The organism is Streptomyces sp. KL116D, from assembly GCF_030766975.1.
GTDB classification, from domain to species: domain Bacteria; phylum Actinomycetota; class Actinomycetes; order Streptomycetales; family Streptomycetaceae; genus Streptomyces; species Streptomyces longispororuber_A.
The window spans coordinates 1-24,368 of the sequence record NZ_JASERH010000058.1 but is presented as its reverse complement, the minus strand read 5'-3'; the positions used below and the strand labels follow the sequence as shown (position 1 = coordinate 24,368).

The 24,368-nt window shown below is 71.9% G+C and carries 16 protein-coding genes and 1 pseudogene; 11 read left to right on the top strand and 6 right to left on the bottom strand.

What is annotated here, in order from left to right:
- Nucleotides 1–301 (bottom strand): annotated as a pseudogene (locus RBJ77_RS23945) (hypothetical protein); the annotation flags it as partial.
- 218 nt (nucleotides 302–519) lie between these two features.
- Between RBJ77_RS23945 and glgP the strand changes: the two are divergent.
- Nucleotides 520–3,132, top strand: a complete 2,613-nt coding sequence (gene glgP / locus RBJ77_RS23940) for an alpha-glucan family phosphorylase (RefSeq protein ID WP_372346922.1) — start codon at nucleotides 520–522, stop codon at nucleotides 3,130–3,132.
- Between the two features lie 58 nt (nucleotides 3,133–3,190).
- Here glgP and RBJ77_RS23935 read toward each other — a convergent pair whose 3' ends face one another.
- The 4 genes from RBJ77_RS23935 to RBJ77_RS23920 all read right to left on the bottom strand — a co-directional run bounded on the left by RBJ77_RS23935 (nucleotide 3,191) and on the right by RBJ77_RS23920 (nucleotide 11,814).
- Nucleotides 3,191–4,756 carry a M4 family metallopeptidase gene (locus RBJ77_RS23935; protein WP_372346921.1) on the bottom strand — a complete coding sequence of 522 codons (1,566 nt, stop codon included), beginning with the start codon at nucleotides 4,754–4,756 and terminating at the stop codon, nucleotides 3,191–3,193.
- Nucleotides 4,757–5,021: 265 nt separating this feature from the next.
- Nucleotides 5,022–7,103: a M4 family metallopeptidase gene (locus RBJ77_RS23930; RefSeq protein WP_372346920.1), complete on the bottom strand. Its 2,082-nt coding sequence runs from the start codon at nucleotides 7,101–7,103 to the stop codon at nucleotides 5,022–5,024.
- Between the two features lie 977 nt (nucleotides 7,104–8,080).
- Nucleotides 8,081–9,976: an ABC transporter ATP-binding protein gene (locus RBJ77_RS23925; RefSeq protein ID WP_372346919.1), complete on the bottom strand. Its 1,896-nt coding sequence runs from the start codon at nucleotides 9,974–9,976 to the stop codon at nucleotides 8,081–8,083.
- The gene (locus RBJ77_RS23920; protein WP_372346918.1) at nucleotides 9,973–11,814 is read right to left on the bottom strand and encodes an ABC transporter ATP-binding protein; all 1,842 of its coding nucleotides are present in this window, start codon (nucleotides 11,812–11,814) and stop codon (nucleotides 9,973–9,975) included. Before RBJ77_RS23920 ends, RBJ77_RS23925 begins: the two co-directional genes overlap by 4 nt.
- Nucleotides 11,815–11,967: 153 nt before the next feature.
- On the opposite strand from RBJ77_RS23920, the gene RBJ77_RS23915 reads away from it, so the two are divergent.
- From RBJ77_RS23915 to RBJ77_RS23890, 6 genes are all read left to right on the top strand, one after another.
- Nucleotides 11,968–12,888, top strand: a complete 921-nt coding sequence (locus RBJ77_RS23915) for an ABC transporter ATP-binding protein (protein WP_372346917.1) — start codon at nucleotides 11,968–11,970, stop codon at nucleotides 12,886–12,888.
- A complete protein-coding gene (locus RBJ77_RS23910) occupies nucleotides 12,885–13,673 on the top strand; it encodes an ABC transporter permease (RefSeq protein WP_372346916.1) in 789 nt (262 codons plus the stop codon). The genes RBJ77_RS23915 and RBJ77_RS23910 overlap by 4 nt, the downstream gene beginning before the upstream one ends.
- Nucleotides 13,674–13,712: 39 nt before the next feature.
- Nucleotides 13,713–14,996, top strand: a complete 1,284-nt coding sequence (locus tag RBJ77_RS23905) for a sensor histidine kinase (RefSeq protein WP_372346915.1) — start codon at nucleotides 13,713–13,715, stop codon at nucleotides 14,994–14,996.
- Nucleotides 14,989–15,630 carry a response regulator gene (locus RBJ77_RS23900; protein WP_372346914.1) on the top strand — a complete coding sequence of 214 codons (642 nt, stop codon included), beginning with the start codon at nucleotides 14,989–14,991 and terminating at the stop codon, nucleotides 15,628–15,630. The genes RBJ77_RS23905 and RBJ77_RS23900 overlap by 8 nt, the downstream gene beginning before the upstream one ends.
- Before the next feature lie 210 nt (nucleotides 15,631–15,840).
- Complete coding sequence (locus tag RBJ77_RS23895; protein WP_372346913.1) at nucleotides 15,841–16,710, top strand: helix-turn-helix domain-containing protein; 870 nt, start codon at nucleotides 15,841–15,843, stop codon at nucleotides 16,708–16,710.
- A complete protein-coding gene (locus tag RBJ77_RS23890) occupies nucleotides 16,707–17,144 on the top strand; it encodes a VOC family protein (protein ID WP_372346912.1) in 438 nt (145 codons plus the stop codon). The genes RBJ77_RS23895 and RBJ77_RS23890 overlap by 4 nt, the downstream gene beginning before the upstream one ends.
- Here the strand turns inward: RBJ77_RS23890 and glgX are convergent.
- Entirely contained in the window at nucleotides 17,124–19,451 is a 2,328-nt protein-coding gene (gene glgX / locus RBJ77_RS23885; protein WP_372346911.1) for a glycogen debranching protein GlgX, read from the bottom strand. The genes RBJ77_RS23890 and glgX overlap by 21 nt on opposite strands.
- Nucleotides 19,452–19,627: 176 nt before the next feature.
- Between glgX and RBJ77_RS23880 the strand changes: the two genes are divergently transcribed.
- From RBJ77_RS23880 to RBJ77_RS23865, 4 genes are all read left to right on the top strand, one after another.
- Nucleotides 19,628–20,848, top strand: a complete 1,221-nt coding sequence (locus RBJ77_RS23880) for an Ig-like domain-containing protein (protein ID WP_372346910.1) — start codon at nucleotides 19,628–19,630, stop codon at nucleotides 20,846–20,848.
- A gap of 160 nt (nucleotides 20,849–21,008) precedes the next feature.
- Nucleotides 21,009–22,208: an Ig-like domain-containing protein gene (locus RBJ77_RS23875; protein WP_372346909.1), complete on the top strand. Its 1,200-nt coding sequence runs from the start codon at nucleotides 21,009–21,011 to the stop codon at nucleotides 22,206–22,208.
- A 185-nt stretch (nucleotides 22,209–22,393) separates the two neighbouring features.
- Nucleotides 22,394–23,161, top strand: a complete 768-nt coding sequence (locus RBJ77_RS23870; protein ID WP_372346908.1) for an enoyl-CoA hydratase/isomerase family protein — start codon at nucleotides 22,394–22,396, stop codon at nucleotides 23,159–23,161.
- 284 nt (nucleotides 23,162–23,445) lie between these two features.
- Nucleotides 23,446–23,949, top strand: coding sequence for an ATP-binding protein (locus RBJ77_RS23865; RefSeq protein ID WP_255974972.1), 504 nt, complete (start codon nucleotides 23,446–23,448; stop codon nucleotides 23,947–23,949).
- Nucleotides 23,950–24,368: the final 419 nt, after the last annotated feature.

Here is a 24,368-nt window from a genome sequence, read left to right as displayed (position 1 = left end):
ACTCCGTCGCCAGCCACGGTTCTTCGCCACTCACCGCGCTCCCGACGAGCCGGGCCACGTAGGGGCTGCTGACGGCCGCCGCGACCGCCGCCTCCCGCTCGAAGCGCCGCAGATAGCCCTCGTCCCGCGCCACCTCGTTCCTGATCACCTTCACCGCGACCAGGTCGTCGGGACCGTATCCGGCGGTGAGGCGCGCGGGCCTGGCCAGGAACACCTCGCCCATGCCGCCCGCGCCGAGCCGGGCCAGCGTCACGTACGGCCCGACGGAGCGTGGTGACGTCCCGCGCAGCTGTCCCAGCATCCGTCGTCCCCCAAGTCGCCCGTTCCCCCAGCAGGTTCCGACAGTTTTCCACGCGGCAGGGGCACGGTCGGTTCCGGACGCCCTGCCGTGCGCCGTGGCAGGGGGCGCGGTCGGCCACTACCGTTCGAGGGTGACTTTCGGGCCGCACGGCGACGTCCGCAGGCCCGGCCCGCCGGCTCCAGTGTCCCCGTGTCCCCGCGTCCCGCAGAGGTGAGCACGTGAAGGCCATCCGTCGTTTCACCGTACGCCCCGTCCTGCCCGAACCGCTCGCCCCGCTCCACGACCTCGCCCGCAATCTCCGCTGGTCGTGGCACACCGCCACCCGCGACCTGTTCGCCGCCGTCGACCCCGTCCGCTGGGCCGCGTCCGACGGTGACCCGATGCGACTGCTCGGCACCGTGCCGCCCTCCCGGCTCGCCGAACTCGCCACCGACGAAGGCTTCCTGGCGCGGCTCAGCGAGGTCGCCGACGATCTGCGCGGCTATCTGCACGACGACCGCTGGTACCAGGGCCAGGGCGGTGAACTCCCCACGTCCGTGGCCTACTTCTCGCCCGAGTTCGGCATCACGGCCGCCCTGCCGCAGTACTCGGGCGGCCTCGGCATCCTCGCGGGCGACCACCTCAAGTCCGCCAGCGACCTCGGCGTCCCGCTGGTCGGCGTGGGGCTCCTGTACCGGCACGGCTACTTCCGGCAGTCGCTGTCCCGGGACGGCTGGCAGCAGGAGACGTACCCCGTGACCGACCCGAACGAGCTGCCGCTGACCCTGCTGCGCGAGCCCGACGGCACTCCTGCCCACGTCGCGCTCGCCCTGCCCGGCGGCCGCCCGCTCCTCGCCCACGTCTGGCTGGCGCAGGTCGGCCGGGTGCCGCTGCTCATGCTGGACTCCGACGTCGAGGAGAACGGCGCCCACGAACGCGAGGTCACCGACCGGCTCTACGGCGGCGGCAGCGAGCACCGCCTGCTCCAGGAGATGCTCCTCGGCATCGGCGGGGTGCGCGCCGTGCGCACGTACAGCAGGCTCACCGGCCACGCGCCGCCCGAGGTGTTCCACACGAACGAGGGGCACGCCGGCTTCCTGGGCGTCGAGCGGATCGCCGAACTCTCCGTCGACGGGCTCGACTTCGACGCGGCGCTCGAAGCGGTCAGGGCGGGCACCGTCTTCACCACCCACACCCCCGTCCCGGCCGGCATCGACCGCTTCGACCGGGAGCTGGTCGCCCGCCACTTCGGTCCGGGCGCCGAACTCGCCGGGCTGGACGTGGAGCGGATCCTCGGCCTCGGCATGGAGACGCACCAGGGCGGCGACCCGAACGTCTTCAACATGGCGCTGATGGGGCTCAGGCTCGCCCAGCGCGCGAACGGGGTCTCCACGCTGCACGGCTCGGTGAGCCGGGAGATGTTCGCGGGACTGTGGCCGGGATTCGACCCCGAGGAGGTACCGATCACCTCCGTCACGAACGGGGTGCACGCGCCCACCTGGGTCGCCCCCGAGGTCTTCCGGCTCGGCGCCCGCCAGATCGGGGAGCGGCGCACCGAGGACGCCCTGTCGGTCGGCGGCTCCGACCGCTGGGACGCGGTCGGCGACATCCCGGACCGCGACATCTGGGACCTGCGCCGGGAGCTGCGCGGCCAGCTCGTCACCGAGGTCAGGGAGCGGCTCGCCGCGTCCTGGCGGCAGCGCGGCGCGGGCACCGCCGAACTCGGCTGGGTCGACGGCGTCCTCGACCCGGACGTGCTGACCATCGGCTTCGCCCGCCGCGTCCCCTCGTACAAGCGCCTGACGCTGATGCTGCGCGACCCGGACCGGCTGATGCGGCTCCTGCTCGACGAGGAGCGCCCGGTCCAGATCGTCGTCGCGGGCAAGGCGCACCCGGCCGACGACGGCGGCAAGCGCCTCGTGCAGGAGCTGGTCCGGTTCACCGACGACCCGCGGGTGCGCCACCGCATCGTCTTCCTGCCCGACTACGGCATGGCGATGGCGCAGAAGCTCTACCCCGGCTGCGACATCTGGCTCAACAACCCGCTGCGCCCCCTGGAGGCGTGCGGCACCAGCGGCATGAAGGCGGCGCTCAACGGCTGCCTCAACCTCTCGGTCCTGGACGGCTGGTGGGACGAGTGGTTCGAGCCGGCCTTCGGCTGGGCCATCCCCACGGCCGACGGCACGGCCACCGACGAGCACCGCCGCGACGACCTGGAGGCGGCGGCCCTCTACGACCTCCTGGAGCGCCGGATCACCCCGCGCTTCTACGAGCACGGTCCCGAAGGGCTCCCGGACCGCTGGATCGAGATGGTCCGCCAGACCCTCACCCACCTCGGACCGAAGGTGCTGGCAGGCCGGATGGTCCGCGAGTACGTCGAGAAGCTGTACGCGCCCGCCGCCCTCGCCGACCGCTCGCTCACCCCGGACGCCGCACGGGAGCTCGCGGCGTGGAAGGCCCGGGTGCGGGCGGCCTGGCCGCGGGTGGCGGTCGACCACGTGGAGGCGGCCACGGCGACGGCCGAGCTCGGTGCGACGCTGGCGCTGCACGTGCGGGTGGCGCTGGGGGAGCTGGGCCCCGACGACGTCGAGGTGCAGGCGGTGGCCGGGCGGGTCGACGCGGAGGACCGGATCGGCGAGGCGGCGACGGTCCCGCTGAAGCCGGTGTCGGGCCCGGACGCCGACGGCCGCTGGGCCTACGAGGGCCCGCTCGCCCTGGACCGCACCGGCCCGTACGGCTACACGGTCCGCATCCTGCCCACGCACCGGCTGCTCGCGTCGGTGGCGGAGGCGGGGCTGGTCGCGGTGCCCTCGGAGGAAGTCAGCGAGGGCGGCGGGGTGCTGCTGCGCTGACCCGACGACGCCCGGGCCGCTGCGGCCCGGGCGTCGCCCAACTGCTGTACAGGTGGTGCTACTTGACGTTCACGCCCGACCAGGCGGCGCCGACCGCCTTGTACTCGGCCGAGTCCGCGCCGTACAGGTCCTTCGCCGCGCTGAGCGTGCCGGTGCGCGCCGCCGCGTAGTCGGTGTTCGACGTGAAGTACGTCGTCAGGGCCTTGAACCAGATCTTCTCGGCCTTGTCCCGGCCGATGCCGGTGACGGTGGAGCCGTCCGAGGTCGGCGAGTCGTAGTCGACGCCGTTGATCGTCTTCTTGCCGCTGCCCTCGCTGAGCAGGTAGAAGAAGTGGTTCGCGATGCCGGACGAGTAGTGGACGTCCACGTTGCCCGCGCCGGTCTTCCAGGCGTCGAGCGAGGCGCCGTCCTTGCTCGGCTTGTCCATGTAGCGCAGCGGCGAGCCGTCGCCGTTGATGTCGATCTTCTCGCCGATGAGGTAGTCGCCGACGTCCTTGCTGTTGTCGGCGTAGAACTCGACCGACGTGCCGAAGATGTCGGACGTCGCCTCGTTCAGGCCGCCGGACTCGCCGCTGTAGGTGAGGTTGGCGGTCGCCGACGTCACGCCGTGGCTCATCTCGTGCGCGGCCACGTCGATCGACGTGAGCGGCTTGGCGTCGCCCTCGCCGTCGCCGTACGTCATGCAGAAGCAGCTGTCGTCCCAGAACGCGTTGACGTACGCGTTGCCGTAGTGGACCCGCGAGTAGGCGCCCTTGCCGTCGCCGTTGATGCCGCTGCGGCCGTGCACCGACTTGTAGTAGTCCCAGGTGACCTGGGCGCCGTAGGCGGCGTCGACACCGGCCGTCGCGGCGTCGTTGTTCGTGCCGTCGCCCCACTTGTCGTCGGCGTCGGTGAACAGCGTGCCCTTACCGGACGAGCCGTGCTTGAGGTCGTACGTGGAGTGCCCGCCGCGCGTCGCGTCGGTGAGCGAGAACGAGGAGCCGGAGCCGCTCGTGCCGATCTCGACGCTGCCGCTGTACTGGGACTCGCCCGCACCGGTCTTGATCTCGTCGTACGCGAAGATCTTCTTGCCGGTCGCGGCGTCCGTGACGGTGTGCAGCCGGCTCGGCGTGCCGTCCTTCTTGGTGGACTTGACGACCTTCTCGAAGGCGAGTCTCGGCGTGCCGGTGGCGGCCCAGACGACCTTGCGGGCGCCGGCCGGGGCGGCCTTGAGGGAGGCGCCGGCGGTCTGCACGTCGATCGACTTCGACGTGGCGCGGGTGACGCCCTCGCGGGCGCCGGACTTCGACTCGTGGACCACGAGGTCGCCGCCGAGGACCGGCAGGCCGTCGTAGGTGCGCTCGTAGCGGGTGTGCGTCGTGCCGTCGCGGTCCTTGACCACGTCACGGACGACGAGCTTCTCCTTGGCGTCGAGCTTCAGCTCCTTCGCCGTCTCGGCGGTCTTGGCGCTCGCGTCCTTGATGAGGTCCGCGCGGGCCGACGCGGTCAGAGCCAGTGGGGTGGCTCCGGCGGCGGACGGCTGGGCGGCGGCACCGGTGGTGGTGAGGGTGCCGGTCAGCAGGGCGCCGGCGGCGACGGCCGTGGCGATGGACAGAGTGGTCCTAAGGGATATGTGGGGGGTCACGAAGAAAGCTCCTTGTGGGATGTGGGGGGTGAGCTTTGCCGTGCGGGTGGTGCATGTGGTGCGAACCTGCGGGAAAACTCTGGCAGTTGAGGCCGGGATATGTCATGTACGTGATCGCAGGTTGGCCGGAATTCGTTCGTTGAGCGAAAACTGACGATCGGAATGCGAACGGAACATGAACGGCGCAACGTGAACGGGCGCGCCGCACCGGGGAGTCGAACCTCCGGTGCGACGCGCCCCGACCAGCGGTGTGGCCGGACCCTGCCTACGGGAACGTCAGCTTGACGCTGTTGATGTAGCCCGTGTCCTGCGAGCCCAGGTCCTGGACCTTCAGCTTCCAGGTGCCGTTCGCGGTCTCCGTGGAGGCGTTGACCGTGTACGTGGTCTGGATGTTGGGCGTCGGGTCGTACGTGGACGAGTGCAGCCGGTACGTCTTGCCGCTCGGGCCCACCAGGTCGACCTGGAGGTCACCGCTCCACGTGTGCACGATGTCGACGCCGACCTTGAGGGTGGACGGCGCGTTGCCGGTGATGCCGGTGACCGCCACGGACGAGGTCACCGCGGCACCCGGGTAGTCCGGGATGTTCACGTTGGCGTCGTTGGTGAACGTCTTGCCGGTGCCCGGGTCGGTGCCGCCGGAGCGGGCGCCCACGTTGATCGCGGCGAACGCGTCCTGCACGGCCTTGTACTCCGTGCTGGTCGTCCCGTACAGCTCACCGGCCGCGGCCAGCGCGCCGGTGCGGGCCCCCGCGTAGTTGGTCGTCGACGTGAACTTCGTGGTCAGCGCCTTGAACCAGATCAGCGCCGCCTTGTCCCGGCCGATCCCGGTGACCGGCAGGCCGTCCGAGGTCGGCGAGTTGTAGGTCACGCCGTTGATGGTCTTCGTCCCGCTGCCCTCGCTGAGCAGGTAGAAGAAGTGGTTGGCGGGACCCGACGAGTAGTGCACGTCGACGGACCCGATCCCCGAGTACCAGGAGTCCTTCGAGGCGCCGTCCTGGCTGGGCTTGTCCATGTAGCGCAGCGGGGTGCCGTCGCCGTTGATGTTGATCTTCTCGCCGACGAGGTAGTCGCCCACGTCGCTCGGGTTGCCGGCGTAGAACTCGACGGCCGCCGCGAAGATGTCGGACGTCGCCTCGTTCAGACCGCCGGACTCACCCGAGTAGTTGAGGCCCGCGGTGTTGGAGGTGACGCCGTGCGTCATCTCGTGCGCGGCCACGTCCAGCGAGGTCAGCGGGTGGGTGTTGCTGGTGCCGTCGCCGTACGTCATGCAGAAGCAGCTGTCGTCCCAGAACGCGTTGACGTACGCGTTGCCGTAGTGGACCCGGCTGTACGCGCCGACCCCGTCCCCGCGGATGCCGGTGCGGCCCTGGACGTTCTTGTAGTAGTCCCAGGTCTCCGCCGCGCCGTAGTGGGCGTCGGCGGCGGCCGTCTCGGTGTTGGACGCAGAGCCGTTGCCCCACACGTCGTCCGTGCCGGAGTACAGCGTGCCCGTCCCGGAGGTGCCCCGGTTCAGGTTGTACGTCTTGTGGCCGCCGCGCCCGGTGTCGTTGAGGGTGTACGACGAACCGGACAGCGCGGTGCCGAGGGTGACGGTGCCGCTGTACTGGGTGTTGCCGGTGCCGGTCTCGATCGCCTGCCACTCGTGCAGCTTCTTGCCGGTGGTGGCGTCCGTGATGACGTGCAGCTCGTTCGGGGTGCCGTCGTCCTGGAGGCCGCCGACGACGGTCTCGTAGGCGAGCGTGGGCTGCCCCTTGGCCGCGCCCTGCCCCAGCCAGACGACCTTGCGCGGTGCGCGGTCGGCGTCGGCCTTCTTCGAACCGTCGGCCTTCGCCAGCGCCAGGGCCTGCTTCTCGGCGCTGGCCGGCTTGACGTCCGCGGTGGTGTCCACGCCCTTGAGCTGGGCCTTCGACGCCTTGGTGACGCCCTGCGCGGCGCCGGACTTCGCGGCGTCGACGATCAGGTCGCCGCCGAGGACCGGGAGGCCGTCGTAGGTCCGCTCGTACCGGGTGTGGGTCGTCCCGTCCCGGTCCTGGAGCACGTCGCGCACGACGAGCTTCTCCTTGGCACCGAGGCCGAGGTCCTTCGCGGTGTCGGCCTTGGCCTTGCTGGTGTTCGCCTCGCGCAGCAGCTCGGCGCGCTTGGCGGGGGAGAGCTTCACGGGCAGGGCGCCCGGGTCGGCGCCGCGCGCCGCGTTCGCCGTGGCCTGGGCGCTCGGGCTCGCGTCCCGGGCGTCGGCGGCGGTGGCGGGGCCCGACTGGAAGGCGACGGCCAGCAGGGCGGTGACGGCGCCGACGGCTGCCGCCGTGGTGACGCGACGTCTGTGGGAGGTGGAGGTGCTGCTTCTCAACGCTGACTCCTTCTGCGCGGCCGCATGGGTGCGCGGCCAGTGGGGAACGGACGGCGGGTGGCCGTCCGGGCAGAACGCAGTGCAGGCAGTGCAGGCGGTGCGTGATGACGCGTGGAGCTGGTGCGACGGCCGGGCACTTGTGTGCTGTGGGGCAGCTGTGCGGTGGCCGTTGGGAAGAGTGGCAGCAGAGAGCGCCGTCTGTCAGGAGCGCGTCAGCAGGTTGGCCGGAAATGGTTCGGTGGGCGGGGGTGGGTGTTCGATATGCGGGTGGGGGTGGTGGGGTGGGGTGGCGCCCCAGCGCTGGCCCTCCGGGGGTTGGCCGGCACGTACGTCACGCCCGTCGTGGCCGGTGCCGACCCGTGCTTTCCGGCACCCCGGTGGCTGATTTCGTGTGCTGCCCCGGCGGGGCTGGGGTTTCGTCGCCGACTGCGGGCCGGTCGGGGCTTCTCGCGCAGTTCCCCGCGCCCCTGAAGGGCACGGCTTCGCGCGGTGTTGCATGGGTTTTGTTGCCGGGTGCGGGCCGGTGGGGGCTTCTCGCGCAGTTCCCCGCGCCCCTGGAGGCCGTGGGGCCTGGGGTCAGTTGACGGCTGCGGGCCCGTGGGGCTTCTCGCGCAGTTCCCCGCGCCCCTGAAGGTGCACACTTCGTGCGCCCCTGGAGGTGCACACTTCGTGCGCCCCTGGAGGTGCGCTCTTCGTGTGCGCCTGGAGGTGCGCTCTTCGTGTGCGCCTGGAGGTGCGCTTTTCGTGTGCGCCTCCAGAGGCGCATCGCTTGGGGAAGGCGCGGCGAAGCCGCAGGCCTTCAGGGGCGCGGGGAACTGCGCGAGAAGCCCCACCGGCCCGCGGACGACGCACGACCGAGGTGACACGGCGGGGAGTTTCCGCGACCAGCCCCCACCGGCCCGCGGATGACGCACGACCCGAGGTGACATGGCGGGCCCGCGGACGACGTGCGGTCCGAGGTGGTGCGGGGCGGCGGCCTACGGGGAATCCGCGGAGCCCACCACGCTTTCCCGCCACGCCCGGTGCAGCCCGGCAAACACCCCGGCCCCCCCGATGAGCTCCGCGGGAGCCCCGTCCTCGACCACCCGCCCACCCTCCATCACCAGCACCCGATCAGCGATCTCGACCGTGGAGAGACGGTGGGCGATGACGACCGCGGTCCGCCCGCGCAGCACCGTCCGCATGGCCCGCTGCACCGCCCGCTCCCCGGGAATGTCCAGCGAACTGGTCGCCTCGTCGAGGATCAGCACCGCCGGGTCCGCGAGCAACGCCCGTGCGAACGCCACGAGTTGACGCTGCCCCGCCGAGATCCGCCCGCCCCGCTTGCGGACGTCCGTGTCGTAGCCGTCGGGCAGCGCGGCGATGAAGTCGTGCGCCCCGATCGCCTTCGCGGCCCGCTCGATCTCCGCACGGCTCGCGTCGGGCCGGCCGATCGCGATGTTCTCGGCGACGCTCCCGGAGAACAGGAACGCCTCCTGCGTCACCATGACCACACCGCGCCGCAGCTCGGCGTTGGACAGTTCGCGCAGGTCGACGCCGTCGAGCAGCACCCGCCCGTGCGACGGGTCGTAGAAGCGGGCGAGCAGCTTCGCGAGCGTCGACTTGCCCGCGCCCGTCGACCCGACCACCGCCACCGTCTGGCCCGCGGGAAAGGTCAGGTCGAAGGGCGGCAGCACCTCGCCGCCCGTCCGGTAGCCGAACGAGACGCCCTCGAACCCGACCTCGCGGCCCGGCCGTTCGTCCTGCGGCGCGGGCAGCGGACGCGGCACGGACGGCTCCGGCACGGACGGCGTCTGCTCCAGGAGGCCCGCGATCTTCTTCAGCGACGCGGCCGCGGACTCGTACGAGTTGAGGAACATCGCGAGCCGGTCGATCGGGTCGTACAGCCGGCGGATGAAGAGCACGGCCGCCGCCAGCACCCCCAGCTCCAGCGTGCCGCCCGCCACTCGGTAGGCACCCCACAGCACCATCCCGGCCACCGCCGTGTTCGCGATGAGGCGGGAGCCGACGACGTAGCGCGCCATCTCCAGCATCGCCGTCCCGTTGGCCCGCTCGTGGCGGTGGTTGAGCACGGCGAAGTGCTCGTCGTTGGCCTGCTCCCGGCGGAACGCCCGGACCGGCCTGATCCCGTTCATCGTCTCCACGAACTTGACGATGACCGCCGCGATGGCCGAGGACCGCTCTCCGTACGCCCGCGCCGCCCGCCGCCGGTACAGCCGGATCAGGACGAACAGCGGGACGAAGGAGAGCGCCGCCACCGACCCGATGCCGAGGTCGAGCCAGAGCAGCATCGCCGTGATGTACGCCGACGCCAGGATGACGTTGACCAGTTCCTGGAGGCCCTCGCTGAGCAGTTCGCGCAGCGACTCGACGTCCGTCGTGGCCCGCGAGATGACCCGGCCCGACGTGTACCGGTCGTGGAAGTCGACGCTGAGCGCCTGCGCGTGCCGGAAGATGCGGCCGCGCAGATCCAGCAGCACGTTCTGACTGACGCGGGCGGACAGCTGGATGTACGCGTACTGGAAGGCCGCCGAGCAGCAGGCCGTGAGCAGGAAGCCGACGCCGACCGCGATCAGCGGCCCGTACGCGTGGTCCCGGAACGCCGGGACGGCGCTGTCGATGGCGTACGCGACGATCAGCGGCCCGGACTGCACGGCCCCCTGCTGCAGCAGCAGCGCGAGGACGGTGAGGACCACCCCGCGGCGATGGGGCGCAAGGAGCGAGCGGAGCAGGCTGCCCGTCGCGCCCGGCGGCGTCGGAAGGTCGTCCTGGTCGAACGGGTCGCCGGCGGAGGGGACACGGACCTCGTCGTCCTCCGGGCCGTCGTCCGCCCGCGGGCCGGTGCCCGCGCTCGTGTTCGTGGTGGTCGTCATCGGTCCCCCGCCTCTTCCGTCTCCGCCTCGTCGCCGGACATCAGATGCCGGTACTCGGCGTTCGTCCGCAGCAGTTCGTGATGGGTGCCGACCGCCGCGATCCGCCCCTCGGAGAGCAGCGCGACGCGGTCCGCGAGCAGCACCGTGGACGGCCGGTGCGCGACCACCAGCGCCGTGCTGTCGGCGAGGACCCGGCGCAGCGCCGCCTCCACGGCCGCCTCCGTGTGCACGTCGAGCGCGGACAACGGGTCGTCGAGCACCAGATAGCGCGGCGCGCCGACGACGGAGCGGGCCAGCGCGAGCCGCTGGCGCTGGCCGCCCGACAGGCTCAGCCCCTGCTCGCCGACCTCGGTGTCCGCACCGGCCGGCAGCCGCCCCACGAAGTCGGCCTGCGCGACCCCGAGCGCCCGCGTCAGCGCCCCGGGCCGCCCGGCGGTGTCGGCGGGCGCGCCCATCAGCACGTTCTCCGCGACCGACGCGGAGAACAGGGTCGGTTCCTCGAACGCCATGGACACCAGCGTGCGCAGCTCCTCGCGCGGCATCGCCGTGATGTCCCGGCCGTCCAGCGTGATGCGCCCCGCCGTCACGTCGTACAGCCGCGGCACCAGCGCGGTCAGCGTCGTCTTGCCGCTGCCGGTGGCGCCGACCAGCGCCAGCGTCTCGCCGGAGCGGATGTGCAGGTCGATGTGGCGCAGCGTCGGCACGGAGCCCTCCGCCGCGTCCGGGTAGCGGAACTCGACGCCGTCGAACCGCAGTCCGTCCCGGCCCGGCTTCCCGCTGTCGGCCCTGACCCGCGGATCCTCCTCCTCGGCGTCGAGCACCTCGAAGTAGCGGCGGGTGGCGGTCGCCGCCTCCTGGCTCATGGCGAGCAGGAAGCCGATGGACTCGATGGGCCAGCGCAGCGCGAGCGCCGTGGACAGGAACGCGACCAGCGTGCCCGCGGTCAGCTCCCCGTCGGCGACCTGGACCGTGCCGAGCACCAGGGCCGCGCCGAGCGCCACCTCCGGCAGCAGCGTGATGACGGCCAGGATCCCGGCGAGCAGCCGCGCCTTCGCCAGCTCCGTGCCGCGCAGCCTGCCCGACAGCTCGCGGAACGCGCGGGCCTGGCTGCGGTGCCGGCCGAAGCCCTTGATGATGCGGATGCCGAGCACCGACTCCTCGACGACCGTCGTCAGATCGCCGACCTGGTCCTGTGCCCGCCGCGACGCCCCCGCGTACCCGTGCTCGAACCGGTAGCAGACCGCGATCAGCGGCACCGCCGGCGCGAGCAGCACCAGACCGAGGCCCCAGTCCTGGACGACGAGCACGGTCAGACCGGCCGCGATCGTCACCCCGTTCACGATCAGGAACGTCAGCGGGAACGCGAGGAACATCCGGACCACCATCAGGTCCGTCGTCCCGCGCGACAGGAGCTGCCCCGACGCCCACTTGTCGTGGAACGCCACCGGGAGCCGCTGCAGGTGCCGGTACAGATCGGCCCGCATCGCGGCCTCCACCCCGGCCAGCGGGCGCGCGACCAGCCAGCGCCGCAGCCCGAACAGGAGCGCCTCCGCGATCCCGAGCGCGAGCAGCACGCCCGCCCCGAGCCACACCCCGCCCGGATCCCGGTCGGTGACCGGACCGTCCACGATCCACTTCAGGACCAGCGGGAAGACCAGCGCCAGGCACGACGCGAGCACGGCCACCGCGGCGGCGCCCGCCCAGCGTGCCCGCACGGGCCGTACGTACGGCCACAGCCGCAGCAGCGTGCGCACGGCCGACTGCCGGGCGGGGGCCGCGAGTTGATCCTTGCCGTCGCTCCGGCCGGTCTCCGTGGTGGGGGAAGGTGTAGTGGGCATCAGGGGTGAGACTACGGTTCGGCACTGACAACGCCCACCGGGTTTCGGCCGAGGGACGGCCCGGGGTCGTACCGGCGGTCAACCGATCGGCTGATGCCCCTTCGAGCGCGATGGGCGATGCCCGGGACGCCCCCGCGCGGCGACGCTTGACCCATGACCACCACACCAGCACCGCTGATCGAGGTCGCGGGCCTGCGCAAGAGCTACGCGGGCCGGGCCGTCGTCGACGACGTCTCGTTCACCGTCGACGAGGGGGAGATCTTCGGGATCCTCGGGCCGAACGGCGCGGGGAAGACCACCACCGTCGAGTGCGTCGAGGGCCTGCGGACGCCCGACGCGGGCCGGATCCGGGTCGCCGGACTCGACCCCGTACGCGATCACGCCCAGGTCACCGGCATCCTCGGCGCCCAGCTCCAGGAGAGCGAGATCCAGCCGAAGCTGACCGTCCGGGAGGCCCTGGAGCTGTACGCGTCGTTCTACCCGGACCCGCTCGACTGGCGGCCGCTCGCCGGGCGGCTGCGCCTGGAGGAGAAGCTCGGCACCCGCTTCGCGAAGCTCAGCGGTGGCCAGAAGCAGCGCCTGTTCATCGCGCTCGCGCTCGTCGGCAACCCGCGCGTCGTCGTCCTCGACGAGCTGACCACCGGCCTCGACCCGCGCGCCCGCCGCGACACGTGGCAGCTCATCGAGGACGTACGGGACCGTGGTGTGACCGTCCTCCTCGTCACGCACTTCATGGAGGAGGCGCAGCGGCTCTGCGACCGGATCGCCGTGATCGACAAGGGGCGGGTCGCCGCCCTCGACACCCCGTCGGGACTGATCCGGCAGGCCGCCGGCGCCACCGTCATCTCGTTCACCCCGTCCGCGCCGCTCGACGACCGGGAGCTCGCCGCGCTGCCGGGCCTCGCCTCCACGGCGCACAAGGACGGCCGGGTGACCCTCACCGGCGGCGACGAGACCGTCAACGCGGTCCTCACCCTGCTCGCCCGCCACCACATCACCGCGCACCAGCTCCGCGTCTCCGACGCCACGCTGGACGACGCGTTCCTCGACCTGACGGGAGCCGGACAGTCATGAGCACCGCCACCGCCACCTCCGCCACCTCGGCGACCACCGCGTCCGCACCCGTCAACCGGGCCGTCCTCAAGGCCGAGTTCACGCTCTTCCGGCGCGAGGCGGGCAGCCTGATCGGCATCCTGCTCTTCCCCGTCCTGCTGCTCGTGATCCTCGGCTCCATCCCGTCCTTCCGGGAGCCCGACGCCGGACTCGGCGGCATCCGGCTCGTCGACGCCTACGTCCCCGTCACCGTGCTGCTCGGCATGATCGCGGGCGGCATCCAGTCGATGCCGCCGATCATCACCGGCTACCGCGAGCGCGGCATCCTGCGCCGCATGTCGACCACCCCGGTGCGGCCGACGGCGGTCCTCGGCGCGCAGATGGGCATCCACGGCGTGGCCGTCCTCGTCTCGGTCGCGGTCTGTCTCGCCGTCGGCCGGATCGCCTTCGACGTGGCGCTGCCGCGCCAGATCCCCGGCTATCTGCTCGCCCTGCTGCTGTCCGTCGTCGTCGCCCTCGCCCTCGGCGCGCTGATCGCCTCCCGGGCCCGTACGACGAAGATCTCCAACGCGATCGGCTCGGTCGTCTTCTTCCCCGCGATGTTCTGCGCGGGCGTCTGGCTGCCGGTCCAGGCGATGCCGGACGCGCTCGCCCACATCGTCGAACTGACCCCGTTCGGTGCCGCCGCGCAGGCCCTCAACCAGGCCGCGGCGGGCGACTGGCCGGCCTGGTCGCACCTCGTGGTGCTCGCCGTCTGGGCCGTGGCCCTGACCGGCGCGGCCGCCCGCTGGTTCCGCTGGGAGTGACCCGTGAGCGCCGTGCCCGCGATGCCCCAGACTGAGGTCATGACCACGGATCCCCTGCTCGACCGTGCGGCCGCCGACGCCGCGGAAGCCGCCGAGGATCCCTGGCGCGTCGTCCACCGGTACGGCCCGTACGTGCTGCTCGCGGTCGGCCTGGTGCTGGCCGCCGCCACCGGTGACGTCGTCGGCATGGACGCCACGGACTGGTACCTCCTCGGCTCCCTCAGCGCCCTCGCCCTCGTCCTCCAGCTGTGGTGGGGCCGGGGGGAGAGCGGCCGGCCCAAGCCGTCCGCCGTGAGCGCCTGCTTCTACTGGGCGCGCTGGGCGATCGCCTTCTGGGTCACCTGGATCAACCCGTTCTTCGCCTTCTTCGGCGCCGTCGGCTACTTCGACGCGGACCGGCTGCTGCCCGGCCGGCTGCAGAAGGCCGGGATCCTGGGGTCCGTCGTCATCGTGGCCGGCGCCCAGGGCGGCGGACTGCCGCCCCACGGCGCCGTCGGCTGGGCCGTGTTCGGCGGACTGATCGTCGCCAACATGGTCTTCGTGATCGTCACCGGCCACCTCCAGGAGAAGGAGCAGGAGCGCGCCCGTGTCCAGGCCCGCACCATCCGCGAACTGGCCCGCACCAACGAGGCGCTCAAGGCGGCCATCGACGAGAACGCCCAGCTCCACGCCCAACTCCTGCTCCAGGCACGGGAGGCGGGCGTCGCCGACGAGCGCCGGCGGCTCGCCGCCGAGATCCACGACACCATCGCGCAGGGCCTGACCGGGATCATCGCCCAGCTCCAGGTCGTCGCGAGCGCGCCCACCCTCCAGGTCGCCCGCGAGCACCTCGACCGCGCCTCGGACCTGGCCCGGCACAGCCTCGGCGAGGCCCGCCGCTCCGTGCACAACCTGTCCCCGACGGCGCTGGCCGACGCCAGCCTCCAGGAGGCCCTGAAGAAGACCGTCGCCGACTGGTCGGACCGCACCGGCGTCCGCGCCGACTTCACGCTGACCGGCCACGCCGAACCCCTCCACGACGAGATCGAGGCGACGCTCCTGCGCATCACGGAGGAGGCCCTGTCCAACGCGGCCCGGCACGCGCACGCCACCCGCCTCGGCGTCACCCTCTCCTTCATGGCGGGCGAGGTCACCCTCGACGTGCGCGACGACGGCCGCGGCTTCGACCCCTTCGCCATGCCCGCCAGGACCGGCACCGGCGGGTTCGGCCTCGACGGCATGCGGGCCCGCGCCGAGCGCCTGGCCGGCGCCGTCACCGTCGAGTCGGAACCGGGCGGCGGCACCGCGATCTCGGCTCGCGTACCGTTGGTGCGCCATGACTGACCCAGTGATCACCCTCCTGATCGTCGACGACCATCCCGTCGTACGGGACGGCCTGCGCGGCATGTTCGAGTCCGCCACCGGTTTCACGGTCCTCGGCGAGGCGGCGAACGGGGTCGAGGCCGTCACCCGCGTCGCCGAACTCGACCCGGACGTCGTCCTCATGGACCTGCGGATGCCGGGCGGCGGCGGTGTCGACGCCATCAAGGAGCTGACCCGCCGCGGCGCCCGCTGCCGCGTCCTGGTCCTCACCACCTACGACACGGACTCCGACACGCTGCCCGCGATCGAGGCGGGCGCCACCGGCTACCTCCTCAAGGACGCCCCCCGCGAGGAACTGTTCACGGCCGTCCGCGCCGCCGCGGAGGGCCGCACCGTCCTGTCGCCCGCGGTGGCGTCGCGCCTGGTCACAGCGGTCCGCACGCCCGCGCCCGCGGTCGACGAGACCCTCTCGGCACGGGAGCGCGAGGTGCTGGTCCTGGTGGCCCGCGGCACCTCGAACAAGGAGATCGCCCGCGAGCTGTTCATCAGCGAGGCCACGGTCAAGACCCATCTCACCCACATCTACGGCAAGTTGGGCGTCAAGGACCGGGCGGCGGCGGTGGCGGCCGGGTACGACCGGAAGATCCTCGGCTAGGGCCTGTCTCCCGGATCCCTCCGTCCGCCCGAAGGGCGGGCACTGCGGCGTCTGGTGCGTGCTCTCGGCGTGCCGGGCTCAAGGTCTCGTACTGGATGTACTCGGCCTTGCGCCCGGTGCGGTGAGAGCGCGTGCCAGGCGTCGCGGGGCAGGAGGGATCCGGGAGACAGGCCCTAGCGGCCCCCGTCGGCCGGTTCGCATACTGGAGGTATGAGCACCGGCTCCCAGGAGTTCGTGCGCGCGACGCCACGGCCCGGCGGCCCGATCGTGTCGGCGGTCGGCTACCGCACCCAGGGCCTGCGCCCCGCGCTCCACCGCGGCCTGCCCTCCCCGTACCTCACGGTGATCTTCTCCTTCGACGGCCCGGTCGTCAGCGGCGCCACCGCCGAGCAGGCCACCGGCCCGGACGCGCACCGCACCGACATCGTCGTCGGCGGCCTGCACCAGAGCCCGGCGTTCATCGTCCAGCCCGAGCACGAGAGCGGCATCCAGCTCGCCGTGCACCCGCTCGCCGCCCGCGCCCTGCTGGGCCTGCCCGCGGCGGAACTGACCGGGCACGTCGTCGTCCCCGGCGCGGACGTGCTCGGTGCCGCGGCGGCCGAAGTACGGGAGCACACGGCGGAGTTGACCGCCTGGCCCGACCGCTTCGCGTACCTGTCCCGCTACCTGACCCGGCACGTCGACGACCCGCTCGCCGGCGTACGTCCCGAGGTCGCCGAGGCCTGGACCTGGCTCGCCCGGCACCGCGGCGCGGGCACCCTGCCCGGCCTCGCCGCGCACGTCGCCCTCAGCGAGCGCCGCCTCACGACCCTGTTCCGCGCCGAGACCGGCCTGAGCCCCGGCCAGGCGGCGCGCCTGATGCGCTTCCAGCACGCGAAGGAGTCGGTGGTCCGCGCGGTCACCGGCGACGCCCGCCCGGACCTGTCCCGCATCGCGGCGGACCACGGCTACTGCGACCACTCCCACCTTGTCCGCGCGTTCCAGCAGTACACGGGCCTGAGCCCGACGGCGTGGCTCGCCGAGGAGTGCCGGAACATCCAAGCCGGGGGACACCGCAACGGCGAAGAATCGACCTCATGAACACCACACAGAACCCCCGCGACCCCATGGTGTGGCCGACCCTCCAGGCCACCGACGCCCCCGCCCTGATCGACTTCCTCGTCGACACGGTCGGCTTCCTGCGCACCGCCGTCCACGAAGACGCGGGCCGCGTCGCCCACGCCCAGCTCGACTGGCCCGAGGGCGGCGGCATCATGCTCGGCTCCCACGACCCGGACGCCCCGCCGGAGAAGTGGTGCCAGCAGCCGGGCACGTTCGGCGCCTACGTCGTCACGGACCGCGTCGACGACCTGTACGCCCGGCTCACCGACGCGGCCGTCAAGATCACCCAACCGATCACGGACCAGCCCTACGGCAGCCGAGAGTTCGCGATCACGGACCCGGAGGGCAACAAGTGGTCCTTCGGCACGTACCGGGGCGAGCCGCGGCCGGACTCACCCGCCACCGAGGGCTGACCGGCCCACCCGCAGCAGCACCACCGTCCGCGCCGGCACCGTCACCACCGCCCCCGCCGCGTGGACGACCCCCGGTGCCGACGCCTGGTCGTCCGTCGCCGTGTCCACCAGGACCTCGTACTCCTGGGCCCACGGCTCGCCGGGGAGGACGAAGCTCTCCGCGCGGTCGCCCGCGTGGAGGAGGGCCAGGAAGCTGTCGTCCTCGACCGGGGCGCCGCGGGTGTCGCGGCCGGGGATGTCGCGGCCCGAGAGGTACATGCCGAGGGTCGCCGCGGGCGCGTACCAGTCGCGTTCGGTCATCTCCGTGCCGCGCGACGTGAACCAGGCCAGGTCCCGCAGGCCGTCCGCCGAGTGGGCGCGGCCCGAGAAGAAGGCGCGGCGCCGGAGCACGGGGTGCGCGTGGCGCAGGGCGATCAGGCGGGACGTGAGGTCGAACAGGGCCCGCCAGCCGGGGTCGTCGAGCAGGCTCCAGTCGACCCAGCTGATCTCGTTGTCCTGGCAGTACGCGTTGTTGGAGCCGCGCTGCGTGCGCCCGAACTCGTCGCCCGCCACCAGCATCGGCACGCCGGTCGACAGGAGGAGGGTGGTCAGGAGGTTGCGCAGCTGCCGCCTGCGCAGGGCCAGGATCGCCGGGTCCGTCGTCTCGCCCTCGGCGCCGCAGTTCCAGGAGCGGTTGTCGTTGGAGCCGTCGCGGTTGCCCTCGCCGTTGGCCTCGTTGTGCTTGCGTTCGTAACTGACCAGGTCGCGGAGCGTGAAGCCGTCGTGCGCGGTGATGAAGTTGACCGAGGCGTACGGGCGCCGGCCGCCCCACGCGTACAGGTCGCTCGATCCGGAGAGGCGGTAGCCGAGGTCCCGTACGTCGGGCAGCGCGCCGCGCCAGAAGTCCCGGACCGCGTTCCGGTACCGGTCGTTCCACTCCGTCCAGAGCGGCGGGAACGCGCCGACCTGGTAGCCGCCCGAGCCGACGTCCCACGGTTCCGCGATCAGTTTCACGCGGCGCAGGACCGGGTCCTGCGCGATCACCGCGAGGAACGGCGACAGCATGTCGACGTCGTGCATCGAGCGGGCCAGCGCCGCCGCCAGGTCGAAGCGGAAGCCGTCGACGCCCATCTCCGTCACCCAGTAGCGCAGCGAGTCCGTGATAAGACGCAGCACGTGCGGCTGGACCACGTGCAGCGTGTTGCCGCAGCCCGTGTAGTCCGCGTAGCGCCGGGCGTCGGCCTGCAGCCGGTAGTAGCCCCGGTTGTCGATGCCCTTCAGCGACAGCATCGGGCCCAGCTCGCCGGCCTCCGCGGTGTGGTTGTAGACCACGTCGAGGATCACCTCGATGCCGGCCGCGTGCAGCGCCCGCACCATCCGCTTGAACTCGCCGACCTGCTGCCCGGCCGTGCCGGATGCCGCGTACGCCGCGTGCGGGGCGAAGTAGCCGATCGAGTTGTAGCCCCAGTAGTTGCGCAGGCCGCGGCGGAGCAGGTGGTCCTCGTGCGCGAACTGGTGGACCGGGAGGAGTTCCACCGCCGTCACCCCGAGCCGGGTCAGGTGCTCGATCGCCGCCGGATGCGCGAGACCCGCGTACGTACCCTGCAACTCCGCCGGAATGTCCGGGTGTTGGCGGGTGAAGCCGCGCACGTGCAGCTCGTAGATGACCGAGTCCGCCCAGGGCGTCTTGGGCCTGCGGTCGTCCGACCAGTCGTCGTCGTCATGGACGACGACGCCCTTCGGGACGTACGGCGCCGAGTCCCGGTCGTCGCGCACCGTGTCGGCCACGTGCTGCTCGGGCCAGTCCCGCACGTGCCCGTACACCTCGGGCGGCAGCCGGAACTCGCCGTCCACCGCCCGCGCGTAGGGGTCGAGGAGCAGCTTCGCCGGGTTCCAGCGGGCGCCGGTCCACGGGTCCCAGCGGCCGTGCACCCGGAACCCGTACCGCTGCCCCGGCAGCACCCCGGGGACGAAGCCGTGCCAGATCTCGTGCGTCAACTCGGCCAGCGGCGCGCGGCGTTCCCGCCCCGCCTCGTCGAACAGGCACAGCTCGACGGACTCGGCACCGCCCGCCCACAGGGCGAAGTTGGTGCCCGCGACCCCGTCGGGGCCGACCCGGAAGCGCGCCCCGAGCGGCATCGGCGCGCCCGGCCAGACCGGTTCGAGCGGGGGAGTGCGGTCCGGTTCCCTGCCCCGCGCCGACAGACCGGACGCGGCCGGCCGGCCGTTGCCCGCCCGGCTTCCCGGCACGCCCGGTACGTCCGGCACGCCCGGCACGTCCGGCGCCGGGCCGCTCTGCACTGCCTCCTGCTCGGGTGCGCTCGACACCTGTCAGCCTCCCGCGGCTCCGCGACTCATGGGCAGGGGTGCACGGCGTCCCGGCCGTGGCCCCAGGCCGTGTCACCGGTTTCCGTCCGCCGACTCGACCTGGCCTCCCCACTGTTCTGCCCAGAGCTTGGGTCGCACTCACGTTTCCCCAGCGGGGGGAGCGTCGTTGGCCTGACGTGAGAACAGCTGTGAGGCGCGCGCGGCGCGCAGGGGCGACACTGGCCGCCGTACTGACATGGGCAGGACTGGTCGGCGGACTCGCCGGATGCGATGCGGGAGGGACGTTCGGCAAGCCGCGCTCGCCCGAGGAACTGATCCGGGTCACCCCGGACGACGCGAGCAAGGACGTGAAGACGGACGGCGGGCTCCAAGTCGAGGTGCCCGAGGGCCGGTTGGAGTCCGTGAAGGTCGTCAGGATCGAGGACGCGCAGGAGACACCGGTGCCGGGCAGGCTGGCGGACGACGCCATGCGCTGGCGGCCGACCGGACCGGACGCCGAGCGGCTCGCGCTCGCCGCGAAGTACACGGTCGACGCGGTCGCGGTGGACGGCGGCGGACGCCGGGTGGCCCGGCACACCACGTTCACCACCTTCGTCCCCGACGAGCGGTTCATCGGCTACGTGACGCCCGAGAACCGCTCCACGGTCGGCACCGGCATGATCGTGAAGCTGGAGTTCAACCGGGACATCGAGAACCGGGCCGCCGTCGAGCGGGCCATCCAGGTCACCGCGAAGCCGGCGGTGAAGATCGCCCCGCACTGGTTCGGGAAGAGCCGTCTCGACTTCCGCCCGGAGAAGTACTGGAAGCCGGGCACCGAGGTCACCGTCGACCTGGGCCTGCGTGACGTGGAGGCGGCGCCCGGCGTCTACGGCCTGCAGCGCAAGAGCTTCTCCTTCACCATCGGCCGCAGCCAGGTCAGCACGGTCGACGCGGCCGCGCACACGATGGAGGTGCGCCGGGACGGCGAGCTCGTCGACACCCTGCCGATCACGGCGGGGGCGCCGCGCTCGACGACGTACAACGGGAAGATGGTGGTCACCGAGATGCTCGACGTGACCCGGATGAACAGCCGCACCGTCGGCTTCGGCGGCGAGTACGACATCCCGGACGTGCCGCACGCGATCCGGCTCACCGACTCCGGCACCTTCCTGCACGGAAACTACTGGTCGGGCGGTGCTTTCGGGTCCAGCAACGTCAGCCACGGCTGCGTCGGCCTGCGCGACGTGAAGGGCGGCAGCTCGCAGACCCCGGCGGGCTGGTTCTTCGACCGCACGCTGATCGGTGACGTCGTCGAGGTGAAGAACAGCGCTGACAAGAAAGTGGCTCCGGACAACGGCCTCGGCGGCTGGAACATGGAATGGCGGCAGTGGACGTCAGGAGCGGCCGCCGGCTCCTAGCCGGAAGGGGGGTGCGCCACGGACCGTTGGGACTGAACGGTGACATAAGCGGGGGATCCGTTTTCCCAGGTCGTGTGGTTATCTTTCGCAGTGCGCGCGCGAACGCGCAGGAGTGCGGGCCTCGGACTGACCAGAGGCCGTGCGAGGGGAGAGAAACATCTTGAACGGGCGACGACCGATATCGGCAGCACTGCTGGGGGCGGCACTGCTGCTGGTCACCGCGTGCGGTGGCGGGGGCGGTGCGGACTCGGGACGCGACGGCAAGGGGAAGTCCGACAAGGCGGCGGAGGCGAACAAGCCCTCGCTGGCCGTCGTGACCGTCGCGCCGAAGGACGGCGCGGGCTCCGTGGCGACCAGCGGGGCCCTCCAAGTGAAGGCGGACAAGGGGAAGTTGACCGAGGTCAAGGTCTCCGACACCAAGGGCAATCCGGTCGAGGGCGAGATCACCGACGGCGGTGCCTCCTGGACCCCCGCCCACCATCTGGCCGCCTCGACCAAGTACAAGGTCCACGCGGTGGCGAAGGACAAGGAAGGTCGGGAGTCGGCCAAGGACACCACTTTCACCACGCTCACGCCGAAGAACACCTTCATCGGGACGTTCACCCCGGAGGACGGCTCGAAGGTCGGCGTCGGCATGCCGTTCTCGGTCCGCTTCACCCGGGGCATCACCAAGCCCGAGGACGTCGAGAAGGCGATCTCGGTGACGACGGAGCCGTCCGTCCCGGTCGAGGGCCACTGGTTCGGCAACGACCGGCTGGACTTCCGCCCCGAGGAGTACTGGGCGGCCGGCACCAAGGTCACCGTCAAGCTCAACCTCGACGGCGTCGAGGGCCGTCCCGGTGTCTACGGCAAGCAGGCCCGCACGGTGAAGTTCACCATCGGCCGCAGCCAGGTCTCCACGGTCGACGTGAAGACGAAGACGATGACGGTGAAGCGTGACGGCAAGGTCATCAAGAAGATCCCCGTCACCACCGGCAAGCCCGGCTACGACACCTGGAACGGCCAGATGGTCATCACCGAGCGCCTCAAGGTGACCCGGATGAACGGCGAGACGGTCGGCTACGGCGGCGAGTACGACATCAAGGACGTCCCGCACGCCCAGCGCCTCACCACCTCCGGCACGTTCATCCACGGCAACTACTGGGGCGGCGACGCGTTCGGCAACTACAACGCCAGCCACGGCTGCATCGGTCTGCGCGATGTGCGCGGCGGCTACGACAGCGGTGTGGCGGCGGCATGGTTCTTCGACCGGTCGATGGTCGGCGACGTGGTGATCGTCAAGAACTCCCACGACAAGCCGGTGGCCCCGGACAACGGGCTCAACGGGTGGAACATGTCCTGGGCGGACTGGAAGAAGTAGCCGGGACCGGGGCGCGGGTGCCCGTGCGGCTGCCCGGTCGGTGTCGCGGCATCTCATCCGGAAGGCTGCGCGCAGCGCATGCCTTCAGGGGCGCGGGGAACTGCGCGAGAAGCCCCACCGGACGGACGGTCACGTGACGAACCGCACCGCCCCCGGCGGGGTGAACGCCCGCTAACCTGCGGAGCATGACCGCTCATCTCGAAGTAGCCGACGGCGTCGGGACCATCCGCCTCGACCGCCCCCCGATGAACGCCCTGGACATCGCCACCCAGGACCGGATCAAGGAACTCGCCGACGAGGCCACGGCCCGTACCGACGTACGGGCCGTGGTGGTGCGCGGCAGCGAGAAGGTCTTCGCGGCCGGCGCGGACATCAAGGAAATGCAGGCCATGGACCACGCGGCCATGGTCGGCCGGGCCCGCGCCCTGCAGGACTCGTTCACCGCGGTGGCCCGGATCCCCAAGCCGGTCATCGCCGCGGTCACCGGCTACGCCCTGGGCGGCGGCTGCGAACTGGCGCTCTGCGCCGACATCCGGATCGCCGCCGACAACGCCAAGCTGGGCCAGCCGGAGATCCTGCTGGGCCTGATCCCGGGCGCGGGCGGCACCCAGCGGCTGGCCCGGCTGGTCGGCCCGGCCAAGGCCAAGGACCTGATCTTCACCGGCCGCCACGTGCGGGCGGACGAGGCGCTCACCATCGGCCTGGTCGACCGGATCGTCCCCGCGGCGGAGGTCTTCGACACCGCGCACGCGTACGCCGCGAAGCTCGCCCAGGGTCCCTCCATCGCGCTGCGCGCCGCGAAGGAGTCGATCGACGCGGGTCTGGAGACGGACCTGGAGACGGGGCTCACCATCGAACGCAACTGGTTCGCGGGCCTGTTCGCGACGGCGGACCGGGAGACCGGAATGCGCAGCTTTGTGGAGGACGGTCCGGGCAAGGCGAAGTTCGCCTGACCCACCCTCAGGGGGCGGGGTCAACTCCCTTGCGGGCAAGCGGAGTTGATCACGTCCCCCGTTGGAGCGCATTATCCCAGCCTTAAGAGAACCTTAAACAATCCCGCCCCGTGACGATCAACGATCGTCTGCGCACGGTGAGTCATCGCAGGTCAGAGGGCGTACAGCGGTCCTCTAACTGCCAGTGGCATATGCCAAAACAGCCCCCCGGAATGAGGCGTTCCGGGGGGCTTATTCAGCCGGAACGGCCCCATGAACCCCTCGGTGCGGCCATCATGGTGGGCATGGCGGGGCTTGAGGGTGTCGAACAGCCGCGGCGGCACGGGAGTGCGACCGCGGCGCGCTGGTCTCCCGCGGTCGAGGACGAACACGCGCTGAAGGCGCTGGAGTTGTTCGGCAATCCGACCGAGGGGGAGGTGCCGTTGCCGTCGCGCCCCGAATCCGCGGCGACCGCCCGCCGGCTGGCCCAGGTGGTCGTCCTGCGGCACTGGGGGCTCTCCCCGAAGATGACCGAGGACGCGGTCCTGCTCGTCTCCGAGCTCGTCGGCAACGCGGTGCGGCACACCGGTGCCCGGGTCTTCGGGCTGCGCATGCTGCGCCGCCGCGGCTGGATCCGGGTGGAGGTGCGGGACCCCTCGCGCGGACTGCCGTGCCTGATGCCGGTGCACGAGCTCGACATCTCCGGGCGCGGGCTGTTCCTCGTCGACAAGCTCTCCGACCGCTGGGGCGTCGATCTGCTGCCGCGCGGCAAGACGACCTGGTTCGAGATGCGCGTCGCCGACCGCTGACACGTGTGCGTGAGCGTGTGCGTGAAACGCCGCGCGAAACGCACGGAAGCCCCCGTTCTCGCCGTCGTACGGCGCCGCGGGGGCTTCCATGTGATGCGCCGCGGACAGTGGGGGTGTAGTCCGCGGCGTCTGATGACGACCTGGCCCGGGTCAATGGGGGTCGTGGCACCGATCATGGCAGACGGCACCCGGAACGACCAAATGAATCGTTGGTGATGTGAGCCACGGGCCTCGCAAATGAAGAATAAATACAGGCGGCATCCAGTAATCGTTAAGGTCCTCGGGTCGGTAGGCGGCTTTTGTCCGCGATCCCCCTTAAATGGGGCGGGTGACCAAGGCAGAACCTTTCCGACGCCGCTCCGTCCTGCTGCCCCTGCTCGTCGACGGCGGCGCGATCGTCCTGACGGTCGGAATGGTCG